A 13,783-nucleotide genomic window follows, 5' to 3' on the forward strand; every position below is an offset into this window, starting at 1 on the left:
TTTGTCTTGTGCGCGCCGCTCTTCAGCGGTTCGCGGCGGTGACCGAGGCGGCGGGCGTCACGGCGCCGGGGTTGGCCGAGAGGTTGCGCTGCAGGATGTTGGAGAACTCTTCGATGTAGGTCTCCAGGGCGATGGCGATCTTGTCGATCTCGCGCGCGAAGCGGTTGTAGCCGACCACCGCGGGAATGGCGGCGAACAGGCCGATGGCCGTGGCGACCAGCGCTTCGGCGATGCCGGGCGCCACGGTGGCCAGCGTCACCTGCGTGAGGGCGGCCAGGCCGGTGAAGGCATGCATGATCCCCCAGACCGTGCCGAAGAGGCCCACGTACGGCGACACCGAGCCGACGGTGGCCAGGAACGACAGGTTCTGCTCGGCCGCATCCAGCTCGCGCTGGAAGCTCGCGCGCATCGCGCGGCGGGCGCCGTCGAGCAGCGTGGGCGCGTCGGTCACATGGCGCTCGCGCAGCTTCTGGTACTCGCGCATGCCAGAGGCAAAGATGCGTTCCATGGGGCCGGCGAACTTGGCATTCTGCGCGGCCGAGGCGAACAGCTCGTTCAGGCTGGTGCCTGACCAGAACTCGCGCTCGAAGTCGTCGTTGAGCACGCGGATGCGCTTGAGGGCAAAGTACTTGCGGATGATGGCGGCCCAGCTGGCGACCGACACGATCACCAGCAACAGCACGACCAGTTGCACCACGAAGCTGGCGTGGAGCAGGAGATTGATGATGGAGAGATCTTGGTTCATGGCTTGAAAGGTTGAGTCATGGAGCCGCTGGAGTGCTCGAGGGTTCCCGAAACTTGGGCCGGAATGCGCGCAGGGCGCAAGGTGGCGGCGTCCACCCAGCCGATGCGGATCGTGCCTTCGCACAGCAAGACCGGTGCCGCGGCCCCGGTGCGTTCTTGCTCTGTTTTTGATAGCACGCGCTGACCGATTATCAACGACGCGGTGCCCAGTTGCCGCAGCTCGGCTGTAACCAGCAGTTCGTCGTCCAGCCGCGAGGGCCGATGGTATTTGAGCTGCGTTTCGCTCACCACGAACTGGCCGCCGGTGGCTTCCTTGAGCTTGCGCTGCTCGACGCCCAGGGAGCGCAGCCACTCGGTGCGACCGCGCTCCATGAACTTCAGGTAGTTGGCGTAGAACACGATGCCGCCGGCATCGGTGTCTTCCCAGTAGACGCGGATCGGAAACTCGAAACTCATTGCGCGATCATGGCCCGCAGGCGCTCGACCGATTCCTGCAGGTGCGCCATCGAGCTGGCGGTGGAGAAGCGCACGAACTTCGCGGTTTCGGCCGTGCCGAAATCGCGGCCGGGCGTGACGGCCAGGTGCGCGCGCTTCATGGTCTCGAAGGCGAAGTCCCAGCTGCCCGAGATGCCGAGCTTGTCGGCCACGCTCGTGCAATCGGCCCAGGCGTAGAAGGCGCCGTCGGGCACCACGGGCACGTTCAGGCCCAGGGCGTTCAGTTGCGGAATGAACCAGTCGCGGCGGGCCTTGAACTCGGCGCGGCGGCGTTCGTACTCGGCGATGCTCTCGGCCTCGAAGCAGGCCAGCGCGGCGTACTGCGACACCGTGCTCGCGCAGATGAAGAGGTTCTGCGCCAGGCGCTCGACCACCGGCACCAGCACCTCGGGCACCACCAGCCAGCCCAGGCGCCAGCCGGTCATGTTGAAGTACTTGCTGAAGCTGTTGATGCTGATGACGTTGTCGTCGATGGCCAGCGCCGTCTGCCCGAAGGCATCGTCGTACGACAGGCCCAGGTAGATCTCGTCGATCAGCGTGATGCCGCCGCGCTGCGACACCACCTCGTGGATGCGGCGCAGCTCGTCGGGCGCGATCGAGGTGCCGGTCGGGTTCGAGGGCGAGGCCAGCAGCACGCCGCGCGTCTTGTCGGTCCAGGCGGCCTCGACCTTGGCGGCGGTGAGCTGGAAGCGCTCCTCGGCCGTGGTCGGCACCAGCACGGCCTTGCCATCCGCAGCGCTCACGAAGTGGCGGTTGCAGGGGTAGCTCGGGTCGGGCATCAGGATCTCGTCGCCCGATTCGATCAGCGCGAGGCAGGCCAGCTGCAACGCGGCCGAGGCACCGGCCGTGACGACGATGCGGCGCGCCGGCACGTCGACGTTGAAGCGCTGCTTGTACCAACCGCTGATGCGTTCGCGCAGGTGGTCCAGGCCGGTGGCCTGCGTGTACTGCGTGGCGCCGGCGCGCACGGCGCGGGCGGCCGCTTCCTGCACCAGGGGCGGGGCGGTGAAGTCGGGCTCGCCGATGTTCAGGAAGATCATCGGACGGTCGGTGTGGGCCACTTCGCGGGCCAGCACCCCAGCGGCTTTCGCCACCTCCATCACGTAAAACGGTTCGATGCGCTGCGCGCGCGTCGAGATCCTCATGGGCGCGCCTTGCCGGTGGCCCGGTCGGCTTCCACTTCGAGCGGACGCAGCTGAGGTGCCAGGCCGTTGAGCACGGCGTTCACGTACTTGTGGCCGTCGGTGCCGCCGAATTCCTTGGCGAGTTCGATGCACTCGTTGAGCACCACGCGCCAGGGCACGTCGGGGCAGTTCTGGAACTCGTACACGCCGATCCACATCACGGCGTGCTCGATGGGCGAGATTTCCGCGAACTTGCGGTCCAGCAGCGGCAGGATCAGTGCGTCGAGCTGTTCGGCGCCGTTGATCGAGCCGTGCAGCAGCGCGTCGTAGTGCGCCGCGTCGGCCTTGTGGAAGCCAGCGAGGTCGCGCGTGAAGTGGTCGATGTCGGTCGGGTCGTTGCGGCCCACCAGGTGCTGGTAGAGCGCCTGCAGCGCGAACTCGCGCGCGCGGCTGCGGTTCGACTTGGCCGCGGCCTTGCGTGCGCCCGTGCTGGTGAGGCCGGTGCGCGACTGGCGGGGCTTGGCGGACTTGGAGGTGTCTTCGGTCATGAAAGGGTGGCCAGCAGTTGTGCCATCTCGACCGCCACCTGGGCTGCGTCGCGGCCCTTGTCGGTCTGGCGGGCGACGGCCTGTTCGAGGTTTTCGGTCGTGAGGATCGCGTTGGCGATGGGCAGGCGGTAGTCGAGCGCGACGCGGCTCACGCTCGCGCCCGATTCGTTGGCCACCAGTTCGAAGTGGTAGGTTTCGCCGCGGATGATGCAGCCCAGCGCCACGAGCGCGTGGTAGCCGCCGCGCTCGGCGAGCGCCTGCAGCGCCACGGGCACTTCGAGCGCGCCGGGCACCTGCACATGATGGATGTCGGAGGCGGCCACGCCGAGCGCCTCGAGCTCCGACAGGCAGGCCGTGGCCAGTGCGTCGGTGATGTCGGCGTTGAAGCGCGCCTGCACGATGCCGATGCGCAGGCCTTTGCCGTTGAGGGTGATCTCACCCTTGTTGGAACCTTGCATGGTCGTTCAGTCTTTCGTGAGGTAACCGGCGATCTCGAGGCCGAAGCCGGCGGCCATGCTCGGCATGCGACGCGGCGCGCCGAGCAGGTTCATCTTGTGCACGCCGCATTCGCGCAGGATCTGCGCGCCGATGCCGTAGTTGCGCAGGTCCATGCGACCGCGCTCCGGGGCTTGCGCGGGGCGCGCGGTGCCGTCGAACTGCGCGAGCAGCTCGGCCGCGGTTTCGCCGCAGTTCAGCAGCACGGCCACGCCCTTGCCTTCGTTCGCGATGTGCGAGAGGCTGGCGTCCAGGCTCCAGGAGTGCATCGGGCGGTTGACTTCGAGTGCGTCGAGCACCGACAGCGGCTCGTGCACGCGCACCGACACCGTCTCTTCGGGCGCCCACTGGCCGCGCACCAGTGCCAGGTGCACGCCACGGCTGGGCTTGTCGACGAAGGCATGGGCGGTGAAGGTGCCCCAGTTGGTCTGGATTTCGCGGCAGCCGACTTTTTCGACCAGCGATTCGACGCGGCTGCGGTGCTCGATGAGCGCGGCGATGGTGCCGATCTTGATGCCGTGTTCGGCCGCGAAGATCTGCAGGTCGGGCAGGCGGGCCATCGTGCCGTCTTCGTTCATCACCTCGCAGATCACCGAGGCGGGCGAGCAGCCAGCCATGGCGGCCAGGTCGCAGCCGGCTTCGGTGTGGCCGGCGCGCATGAGCACGCCGCCGTCCACCGCCTGCAGCGGGAAGATGTGGCCGGGCTGCACCAGGTCGGCGGCCACGGCGTTGCGCGCCACGGCGGCCTGCACGGTGCGGGCGCGGTCGGCGGCCGAGATGCCGGTGGTCACGCCTTCGGCTGCCTCGATGGAGACGGTGAAGGCGGTGGAATGCTTGGCGCCGTTGCGCTGGACCATCGGCGGCAGCTGCAGCCGCTCGCACATCTCGCGCGAGAGCGTGAGGCAGATCAGGCCGCGCGCGTGGCGGGCCATGAAGTTGATGGATTCGGCGGTGATGTGGTCGGCGGCGATGACGATGTCGCCTTCGTTCTCGCGGTCTTCCTCGTCCACGAGGATGACCATGCGGCCGGCGGCCAGCTCGGCCACGATGTCTTCGACCGGGGAGATCGGTGCGGGTGCACGGTCGGCGCGCGGGGCGCCGATCGGCGTGACGGAGGCGTTCATTTCGAAGTGTCCTTGGGAGACGTGGAAGACGTCAGAGAGGGGGTGAGCATGCCGGCCTGAAGCATGCGCTCCACGTAGCGCGCCACGGTGTCGATTTCGAGGTTGACCTTCGAGCCGGCCTTCAGGCCGCCGAGGGAGGTGTTTTCCACGGTGTGCGGGATCAGGTTGATGCTGACCTCGGCGCCCTCGGCGATGTCGCTCACGCTGTTGACCGTGAGGCTCACGCCGTTGATGGTGATGGAGCCCTTGTAGGCCAGGAAGCGCGCCAGCGCGGGCGGTGCGACCACGCGCAGCTCCCAGCTTTCGCCGACCGGCGCGAAGAAGCTCACGTGGCCGATGCCGTCCACGTGGCCCGAGACGATGTGGCCGCCGAGGCGGTCGCTCGCGCGCAGGGCCTTCTCGAGGTTGATGCGGCTGCCTTCGTCGGTCAGGCCGGCCGTCTTGTCGAGGGACTCCGCGGAAATGTCGATGGTGAATTGCCCGCGTTCAGGTGCGAGCGTGGTGACCGTCATGCAGGCGCCGTTGAGCGCGATGCTGTCGCCGAGCCCGACGTCGTCGAGGTAGCCGTCGGGCACCTCGATGCTGAGTCGCTTGCCGTAGGAGGAGGAGGTGCCGAGGTCGTGGATGGCGGCGATGCGCCCCACGCCGGTGATGATTCCGGTGAACATTTCCACATTTTCGCAGACATCGAGGGGTCTTCGGCTCGAAGGGCCGGTTTGCGGCTGCGAATGTGCCGCGCCGCGCGGGCCGCGGCTCAGAAGCGGTCGCGGCCGGCGACGCGCGCGACGATGCGCAGGTCGGGCCCCAGCATGTCCACCGACTTGAATTCGAGCGGCAGCGCGCCCGCCAGCGAGGTGAGCGGGCCCTCGGCATGCAGGTGGCTGGCGATGTCGAGCCCGCTGCCGATCAGCTTGGGCGCCAGGTACACCAGCAGCTCGTCCACGCAGCCTTCGCGCAGCAGCGAGCCGTTGAGCTTGTGGCCCGATTCGACATGCAGCTCGTTGACGCCGCGCGCCGCGAGGTCCTGGAGCATCGCGGGCAGGTCGACCTTGCCGTGCAGGTTGGGCAGGCAGGTGATGGTGGCGCCGCGGGCTTCGAGCGCGGCCGCCTTTTCTTCGTTGTGCCGGCTGGCGGCGTAGATCCAGACGGCGCGGCCAGCTATGAAAATGTGAGCGTCGGGCGAGGTCTGGAGGTGGCTGTCGACCACCACGAGGTGGGGCTGGCGCGGCGTGTCGACCAGGCGCACGTCCAGGCGCGGGTTGTCTTCGAGCAGTGTGCCGACACCGGTCAGCACGGCGCCGGTCCGGGCCCGCCAAGCGTGGCCATCGGCGCGCGCGGCTTCGCCGGTGATCCACTGGCTCACGCCGTTGTGCAGGCCGGTGCGGCCGTCGATCGAGGCGGCGATCTTCATTCGAACCCAGGGCTGCTGGCGGATCATGCGGCTGAAGAAGCCGATGTTGAGTTCGCGTGATTCGTCGGCGCCCGGGCCGACCTCGACCTCGACGCCCACCGCGCGCAGGCGCTCGAAGCCTTGTCCCGCCACGAGCGGGTTCGGGTCGGCGAGCGAGGCCACGACGCGGCGCACGCCGGCGGCGATCAGTGCGTCGCAGCAGGGGCCGGTGCGGCCGTGGTGCGAGCAGGGTTCGAGCGTGACGTAGGCGGTGGCGCCCGCAGTCGAATGGCCTTGGGCCTGCGCGTCGCGCAGCGCCATCACTTCGGCATGCGGGCCGCCGGCTTGTTGGGTGTGGCCCTGGCCGATCACGCGGCCGTCGGCGTCACACAGCACGCAGCCGACGCGCGGGTTCGGGTCGGTCAGGCGGATCGCGGAGGCGGCGAGCCGCAGAGCGGTCGCGATGTGGGAGGCGTCGTGTCGGGAAGAGGACATGCCGGGTTCGTTCACGCCTTCTCGGGGGTCAGATGTCGCGCAGCAACTGCCGGAACTCGTCCACGTCCTCGAAGCTTCGGTACACCGAGGCAAAGCGCACGTAGGCGACCTTGTCGAGTTTCTTGAGTTCGCGCATCACGAGTTCGCCGACCTTCGTCGAATCGATTTCGCGCAGGCCGCTGGCCAGCAGCTTCTGTTCGATGCGCAGCAGGGCATTGTCGATCTGCTCGATGCTCACGGGCCGCTTGCGCAGCGCCAGCATCATCGAGGCGCGCACCTTGGTCGAGTCGAAGTCGGCGCGGCTGCCATCCTTCTTGACCACGACGGGGAAGTTGACGTCGGGGCGCTCATACGTGGTGAAGCGCTTGTCGCAGGCGCTGCACTGGCGGCGCCTGCGGACGAAGTCGGCGTCTTCCGAAACGCGGGTCTCGACGACCTGCGTTTCGAGATGACCGCAAAAAGGGCATTTCATGCGGCCAGTGCTTCTCTTCTTCTGGGGATTACGAAATCAACGGTAGACAGGGAAGCGGCTCGTCAAGGCGTGGACCTTGGCGCGCACCGCGTCGATGTTCGCCGCGTCGCGCGGGTTCTCGAGCACGTCGGCCACCAGGTTCGCCGTGATGCGGGCCTCTTCGTCCTTGAAGCCGCGCGTGGTCATGGCGGGGGTGCCGATGCGCACGCCGCTGGTGACCATCGGCTTTTCCGGGTCGTTGGGGATCGCGTTCTTGTTGATCGTCATGTGGGCGGCGCCCAGCACGGCTTCGGCTTCCTTGCCGGTGATGCCCTTGGAACGCAGGTCGACCAGCATGACGTGGCTTTCGGTGCGTCCGCTCACGATGCGCAGGCCGCGCGCGGTGAGGGTGTCGGCCACGATCTGGGCGTTCTTGACCACCTGTTGCTGGTAGGCCTTGAACTCGGGCGTCAGGGCTTCCTTGAACGCGACGGCTTTGGCGGCGATCACGTGCATCAGCGGGCCGCCTTGCAGGCCGGGGAAGATGGCGCTGTTGATCGCCTTCTCGTGCTGCGACTTCATCAGGATGATGCCGCCGCGCGGGCCGCGCAGGCTCTTGTGCGTGGTCGAGGTGACGATGTCGGCGTGCGGCACCGGGTTGGGGTACACGCCCGCGGCAACGAGGCCGGCGTAGTGGGCGATGTCGACCATGAAGATCGCGCCGACGTCCTTGGCGACCTTGGCGAAACGCTCGAAGTCGATGTGCAGCGAGTAGGCCGAGGCGCCCGCGATGATCAGCTTGGGCATGTGCTCGTGCGCCTTGCGTTCCATCGCGTCGTAATCGATGGCTTCGTTGGCGTCCAGGCCGTAGCTCACCACGTTGAACCACTTGCCGCTCATGTTGAGAGGCATGCCGTGGGTCAGGTGACCGCCTTCGGCCAGGCTCATGCCCATGATGGTGTCGCCGGGCTTCAGGAAGGCGAGCATCACGGCTTCGTTGGCCGAGGCGCCGCAGTGCGGCTGCACGTTCGCGGCGTCGGCGCCGAAGATCTGCTTGACGCGGTCGATGGCCAGCTGCTCGGCCACGTCGACGTGCTCGCAGCCGCCGTAGTAGCGCTTGCCCGGGTAGCCTTCGGCGTACTTATTAGTGAGCTGCGAGCCCTGGGCGGCCATGACGGCCGGCGAGGCGTAGTTCTCGCTGGCGATCAGCTCGATGTGATGTTCCTGGCGCGCGTTTTCGGCTTGAATGGCGGCCCAGATTTCGGGATCGGTCTGTTCGACCAGGATATTGCGTTGGTACATGGCAGTCCTTTGAAGACGAGGTCCTTGTTCAACCAAACAAGGGCTGCCCAGGCGAACGGCTGAACGCCTGTTGTGGTCAGGCGGCACGCTTCCCAGTGGTATTCCACGTCAGCGCGTGGCACCTTTTTCAGGGTGCTGCGCCTATCGCCAGTCGCGTACAGGCCGAGTGTAGCGCAGGCCCGCACGCATCCGGGCCGGGAGGGCCGGCAAGGCCTCAGGAAACTGCGGAGAGCAGGGCGACCTTGGCCGGCTCGCTGCCGGTGGCGGGCTCTTCACCCGCGGGCTTGGCCGGTGCCACGACCGGGATCGGCTGTGCGCGCGCCGTGGTCGGCGGCGGCACGACCATCGTCGACGGCGCACGGCCGGCGGCGACCTGGCGCAGGCGCTCGTGCTCGGCCAGCACCTTGGCGGCATAGCCGCCGTCGTCGTCGAGGTTGGCGGCGCCCACGTAGTAGCGCAGGCCGCCTTCGAGCGAGCCGGCGCGGGCGATGCATTCCTGCAGCACCTTCACGCCGACGCGCATGTTGGTCACGGGGTCGAAGGCGGTGAGCGTGCCGCCCGCGCTTTCGTACTTGTCGCCGTGCACGCGGGTCATGACCTGCATCAGGCCCTGGGCGCCGACGTGGCTTTGCGCGAACGGGTTGAAGCTGGACTCGATGGCCATGATGGCCAGGATCAGCGTCGGGTCGAGCTTGGTGCGCTTGCCGATCTGGTAGGCCTCGGAGACCAGCACGCTCAGCGGCTCGGCCGCAACGCGGTACTTCTTGCTGAGCCAGTAGGCCACCGCCGCCTGCTGCTTGGGCAGCTCGTCGGGGCTCGCGGCCGTGGTGCGCTCGATGGCGGTCGGCTCCAGGTCCGTGGGTTCGGGCGCGGGCTTGCGCGACTGCAGCCAGCCCATCAGTTGTTCCTCGCCGGTCTTGCGCAGGTCGGGGCGCGCCACGAGGGCGAGGGCCGCGAACACGATGGCCAGGCCGACCAGCGCAAACCCGTTGTGGGTGATTTCAAAAAAGCCGTCTGCCACATCGGACACGAAGGTCCGTAGCCCGCGGGCTGTGGCATCAAACGCCTTGCTCATCGCTTTTTTCCTTTCTGTGCGGCACCTGGCATGCAGCGCCTGAAAGGGCGGTGGATGAAGGCAGCGGCGCTTGGATTGGTATGTACGAATCAGGCTCCGCGCATGGAGGGGGTGTGGGGTAGGGAGCGCGGCGGCCTGATCACGCCGGTGGAATTCGGCAGCGGATTCAGGGAGGCCCTGCTGCGTCCGGCAGCAAGGGCAGGCGGGATTCTATCGTGGCTAAATACACGGTCAAGCATAAGGATTTGGTTTCATATGTTAATAAGTGCTTGAAGAATCCCCCCGTCCGAGGGGCTGCCAAGGGGGAGCGGGCCTACGGGAAATCCCTTGGAAAAAGGGATTTGCAAAGGAAGGGTGAGACGCCTAATCTGGACGGGCCTGAGGTTTCAGGCGTTTTTCCGAAGTCAGGCAGTCCGAGGTGCAAGTCAAGGACTCGAACGATGGAGGACTCCACGGCGGCAATCTCTTGCTGCCAGCACGGCGGGAACCATTACTTCCGGTCGCGCGAATCGATGGCATGGGTTTTGAGCCCGCCATCAAGCCCGGTGACAAGACACTTCGTCGACTCACCGGGCTTTCTTGTTTGTGGGGCTCACACTTTCGGCCTACCGATCCTGTCGAGGGGCGCGTGGGCATCGCAATGCCTCGCCAAAAGGGAACGCATTCACGTTTCCGCAGACTTTGTTGGCATCTGTTTGCGGCACACTTCTGCGGATGGATGCTGCTTCGATCAAACAGAACAAATGGGTGCGGCGTGGGGTTGTCGCGTTGCTGGTGTTGTTGGCCCTGTGGGTCATCGCGTGGCTGGCGGTGCCGCCGATCGCCAAGAGTCAGCTCCAGAAGATCGCGAGCGAAAAGCTGGGCCGGCAGGTCACCGTCGGCAAGATCGACTTCAAGCCCTGGACGCTCGAGCTCGCACTGAATGACCTGCGCATTGCCACCGCCGACGGCAAGCAGCCGCAGGTGGCCATCAAGCGCATCTATGCCGACGCCGAACTGCAATCGCTGTTCCGCCTTGCACCGGTGATCGACGCGGTGACGGTCGAGGCGCCCGCAGTGCTGCTCACGCACCTGGCCGACGGCAAGTACGACATCGACGACATCCTGGCCAAGCTGGCCTCGGGCCCGCCGCCCGATCCGAAGGCCGAGCCCGCGCGCTTCGCGATCTACAACATCTCGATCAAGGACGGCGCGGTCGACTTCGACGACCAGACCGTCAAGCGCCGGCACGAGCTGCGCGGCTTCATGCTGAACGTGCCGTTCCTGAGCAACCTCGCCTCCAAGCGCGAGATCAAGACCGAGCCCAAGCTGGCTTTTGCGCTCAACGGCAGCCAGTTCGACTCGGCCGCCTTCACGACCCCGTTCGCGCAAAGCCGCAAGACCGACGCCCACGTGCAGTTCAAGGGGCTCGACCTCGTGCCCTACTTGGGCTACATCCCCGGCGGCCTGCCGGTGAAGCTGCAGGCCGGCAGCCTGGATGCCGACCTGAAGATCGATTTCCAGCAGACCAACACCATCGGCCTGAAGATCACGGGCACGGTCGAGGCCCATGGCGCCAAGCTGGGCGACGCGCGTGGTCGCGACCTGCTGGGCTTCGACTCGCTCAAGCTGGCGCTGGCCGACGTGCGACCGCTGGAGTCGGTGTTTCACCTGAGCGAGGTCGCGCTGGCCAAGCCGCAGCTGGTGGTGGCGCGCGACGCCGCCGGCCAGCTCAACCTGATGGCCACCGACCCCGCGACCGGCGCGGCCGAAAAGGCGGCGCCGCTGCCCGCGCCCGCCGCCAGCGCGGCGGACGGCAAGCCGGCCGTCGAGAAGCCCAAGCTCAAGGTGCAGGTCGACAAGATCGCGCTCGACGGCGGCCGTGTCGGCTGGCGCGACGAAACCGTCAAGCCCGCCGCAGCCATCGACCTCACCGACCTCGGCATCAACCTCACGGCCGTCACCTGGCCCATGGAAAAGCCTGCGCAGTTCGACGGCAGCACCGCCGTCGCGGGTGCCACGCTGAAGTTCAAGGGCAATGCCACCGACAAGGTCGCTGACGTGCAGACCGAGGTCGAGGCGCTGCCGCTGTCGCTGGCCGCGCCGTACCTGGCGCAGAGCCTGGAGCCCACGCTCGACGGCAAGCTCAGCGGCCAGATCGACGTGTCCTGGGCCCAGCCCGAGCTGAAGTTCAAGGCGCGCCGCCTGGCCGCCGACGGCCTGGCGCTGACCCAGGCCAAGACCGCGCTGGCCAGCGTCGGCCGCTTCGAGCTGGTCGACGCCGAGGTCGACATGACGAAGCACACCTTGAACATCGCGTCATTCACCGCGACCAACCCCAAGGTGAGCGTCGAGCGCGACAACGAGAAGCGCTGGATGTTCGAGCGCTGGCTGAAGACCCCGGCCGGCGGCGCCAAGGTGGCGGCGCCCAAGCCGGCCGACGCCGGCGCGGCGCGCCCCAATAGCGCCAACACCAAGCCCTGGGCGCTGACGCTGGGCACGCTGGCGGTCGACAACGGCAGCCTGTCCTATGCGGACAAGGCCGGCTCGGCGCCGGTGGCGATCGAGGTCACGGCCTTCAAGCTGCTGGCCCAGAAGATCGCACCCGACACCAACACCGTCTCGCCGCTGCAGGTGTCGGGCCGCATCGGCGCCGGCCGCCGCGCGGACCCGGGGCGCTTCGACTACAAGGGCAACATCGTGCTCAAGCCGCTGGCGGCCGAGGGGCGGCTCGAGGTGGCGTCATTCCCGGCGCATGCCTTCAAGGCCTATTACGCCGACGCGCTCAATGTGGACATCCGCCGCGCCTTCGCGAACTACCGCGGCACGGTGCGCTACGCGAGCGCGCCGGCCGGCATGAGCCTGAAGCTGGCCGGCGACACCGCGCTGGACGACTTCCGCGCCAACAGCGTCTCGCTGACCCAGTCGCCGGGCTTCGACCGCAACAACAGCCAGCTGCTGAGCTGGAAGACCCTGAGCCTGCGCGGCCTGCAGGTCAGCCTCGCACCCAACGCGGCCCCGACGGTGGACGTGCGCGAAACCACGCTGACCGACTTCTTCGCCCGCGTGATCGTCGACCCCACCGGCCGCCTGAACCTGCTGAGCCTGACCAAGAAGGGCGAGGAAGCCTCGAAGGCCGCCGCGGCCGCCGCCACCGAAGCCAGCACCAGGAAGGGCCCGGGCGGCACGACCACCACGACCCGCGCGCCGGCCGCCTCGGCGCCGCAGCGGGCTTCGGGCGGTGCGCCGGTGTCGGCCGAAGCCATGGTCGGCGGGGCGCCCGAGCCTGCGCCGGCCGCCTCCGCACCGGCCGTGGCTGCCGCGCCTGCGGCCGACAGCGGCCCGGCACCGGTCATCAACTTCGGTCCGATGAGCCTGGTCAACGGCAAGATCGACTTCACCGACCTGTTCGTGAAGCCCAACTACTCGGCCGACCTGAGCGAGCTGACGGGCAAGCTCAGTTCCTTCTCGTCGAACCCGCCGAACGGGCAGGGCGGCCGCCCGGCGCTGGCCGACCTCGAGCTGCGCGGCAAGGCGCAGCAGACCGCGGCGCTGGAAATCACCGGCAAGCTCAACCCGCTGGCCAAGCCGCTCGAACTCGACATCACGGCCAAGATGCGCGACCTCGACCTCGCGCCACTGTCGCCGTACTCGGTGCGCTACGCGGGCCACGGCATCGAGCGCGGCAAGATGAGCATGGACGTCAACTACAAGATCGCGCCCGACGGCCAGCTCACCGCCACCAACAAGCTGGTGCTCAACCAGCTGAAGTTCGGCGACGAGGTGGCCGGTGCGCCCAACAGCCTGCCCGTGCGCCTGGCCGTGACGCTGCTGGCCGATCGCAACGGCGTGATCGACGTCGACCTGCCGCTGCGCGGCTCGCTCAACGACCCGCAGTTCAGCATCGGCCCGCTGATCTTCAAGGCCGTGGTCAACCTGATCGTCAAGGCTGTGACCGCGCCGTTCAGCCTGCTGACCGGTGGGCTCGGCGGTGGCGGCAGCGGCGATTCGAGCGCCATCACCTTCGAGCCCGGCAGTTCCACGCTCAGCAGCGGCGCCAAGGAAAGCCTGGACAAGGTCGTGAAGGCCCTGACCGAGCGGCCGACGCTGCAGATGACGGTGGTGGGTACTTCCAGCCTCGAGAAGGAGCGCGACGCCTACCAGCGTCAGCGTCTGCGCCAGCTGACCCAAGCCGAGAAGCGCCGCGTCGCGGTGCGCGGCGGACAGACCGGCACCGAGGTGGCGGCGGTGACCGATGCCGAGTACCCGGAGCTGCTCACGGCCGTCTACAAGCGCTCCGACATCACCAAGCCGCGCAACATGGTCGGCCTGGCCAAGGACCTGCCGGTGAAGGAAATGGAAAACCTGCTGCTGGCCAGCGTGCCGGTCGACGAGGAATCGATGCGCCAACTCGCCGTCGAGCGCGGCGCCGTGGTGCGCGACTACCTGCTGGCGCAGAAGCTGCCGAGCGAGCGCCTGTTCCTGGGGGCCGTGCGCACCACGGCCAGCGGCAGCGACTGGAAGCCCGGCGCCGAGCTGAGCCTGACCATGAAATAGCCGG

Annotated in this window: 12 protein-coding genes and 1 riboswitch; of the genes, 1 reads left to right on the forward strand and 11 read right to left on the reverse strand. The window is 67.8% G+C overall.

Features of this window, described 5'->3' with window-relative positions:
- Window positions 1–22: 22 nt before the first annotated feature.
- The 11 genes from tolQ to ACAM42_RS15810 form a co-directional block, all read right to left on the reverse strand.
- Window positions 23–745, reverse strand: coding sequence for a protein TolQ (tolQ, locus tag ACAM42_RS15760; protein ID WP_062481571.1), 723 nt, complete (start codon window positions 743–745; stop codon window positions 23–25).
- Complete coding sequence (gene ybgC, locus ACAM42_RS15765) at window positions 742–1,200, reverse strand: tol-pal system-associated acyl-CoA thioesterase (protein ID WP_070060388.1); 459 nt, start codon at window positions 1,198–1,200, stop codon at window positions 742–744. The genes tolQ and ybgC overlap by 4 nt, the downstream gene beginning before the upstream one ends.
- The gene (locus tag ACAM42_RS15770) at window positions 1,197–2,384 is read right to left on the reverse strand and encodes a pyridoxal phosphate-dependent aminotransferase (protein ID WP_062481568.1); all 1,188 of its coding nucleotides are present in this window, start codon (window positions 2,382–2,384) and stop codon (window positions 1,197–1,199) included. Before ACAM42_RS15770 ends, ybgC begins: the two co-directional genes overlap by 4 nt.
- Window positions 2,381–2,911: a transcription antitermination factor NusB gene (nusB, locus tag ACAM42_RS15775; RefSeq protein ID WP_062481565.1), complete on the reverse strand. Its 531-nt coding sequence runs from the start codon at window positions 2,909–2,911 to the stop codon at window positions 2,381–2,383. Before nusB ends, ACAM42_RS15770 begins: the two co-directional genes overlap by 4 nt.
- On the reverse strand, window positions 2,908–3,369 hold the full coding sequence (gene ribH / locus ACAM42_RS15780; RefSeq protein ID WP_070060391.1) for a 6,7-dimethyl-8-ribityllumazine synthase: 462 nt from the start codon (window positions 3,367–3,369) through the stop codon (window positions 2,908–2,910). The genes nusB and ribH overlap by 4 nt, the downstream gene beginning before the upstream one ends.
- Before the next feature lie 6 nt (window positions 3,370–3,375).
- Complete coding sequence (gene ribBA / locus ACAM42_RS15785) at window positions 3,376–4,530, reverse strand: bifunctional 3,4-dihydroxy-2-butanone-4-phosphate synthase/GTP cyclohydrolase II (RefSeq protein WP_062481560.1); 1,155 nt, start codon at window positions 4,528–4,530, stop codon at window positions 3,376–3,378.
- Window positions 4,527–5,198 (reverse strand): riboflavin synthase, encoded by a 672-nt coding sequence (locus ACAM42_RS15790; RefSeq protein ID WP_369632588.1) that lies wholly within the window; start codon window positions 5,196–5,198, stop codon window positions 4,527–4,529. The genes ribBA and ACAM42_RS15790 overlap by 4 nt, the downstream gene beginning before the upstream one ends.
- A gap of 86 nt (window positions 5,199–5,284) precedes the next feature.
- The gene (gene ribD, locus ACAM42_RS15795; protein WP_369632589.1) at window positions 5,285–6,415 is read right to left on the reverse strand and encodes a bifunctional diaminohydroxyphosphoribosylaminopyrimidine deaminase/5-amino-6-(5-phosphoribosylamino)uracil reductase RibD; all 1,131 of its coding nucleotides are present in this window, start codon (window positions 6,413–6,415) and stop codon (window positions 5,285–5,287) included.
- A 28-nt stretch (window positions 6,416–6,443) separates the two neighbouring features.
- Complete coding sequence (gene nrdR / locus ACAM42_RS15800; protein WP_007836918.1) at window positions 6,444–6,887, reverse strand: transcriptional regulator NrdR; 444 nt, start codon at window positions 6,885–6,887, stop codon at window positions 6,444–6,446.
- A gap of 36 nt (window positions 6,888–6,923) precedes the next feature.
- The gene (gene glyA, locus ACAM42_RS15805; RefSeq protein WP_139705484.1) at window positions 6,924–8,168 is read right to left on the reverse strand and encodes a serine hydroxymethyltransferase; all 1,245 of its coding nucleotides are present in this window, start codon (window positions 8,166–8,168) and stop codon (window positions 6,924–6,926) included.
- A 38-nt stretch (window positions 8,169–8,206) separates the two neighbouring features.
- Window positions 8,207–8,333, reverse strand: a riboswitch (ZMP/ZTP riboswitch).
- A gap of 49 nt (window positions 8,334–8,382) precedes the next feature.
- Window positions 8,383–9,243 carry a lytic transglycosylase domain-containing protein gene (locus tag ACAM42_RS15810; RefSeq protein ID WP_062481551.1) on the reverse strand — a complete coding sequence of 287 codons (861 nt, stop codon included), beginning with the start codon at window positions 9,241–9,243 and terminating at the stop codon, window positions 8,383–8,385.
- A gap of 714 nt (window positions 9,244–9,957) precedes the next feature.
- Between ACAM42_RS15810 and ACAM42_RS15815 the strand changes: the two genes are divergently transcribed.
- Window positions 9,958–13,779, forward strand: a complete 3,822-nt coding sequence (locus ACAM42_RS15815) for a DUF748 domain-containing protein (protein WP_369632590.1) — start codon at window positions 9,958–9,960, stop codon at window positions 13,777–13,779.
- The last annotated feature ends 4 nt before the right edge of the window (window positions 13,780–13,783 follow it).

Origin of the sequence: Variovorax sp. V35 (assembly GCF_041154465.1) — a bacterium.
GTDB lineage: Bacteria > Pseudomonadota > Gammaproteobacteria > Burkholderiales > Burkholderiaceae_C > Variovorax > Variovorax boronicumulans.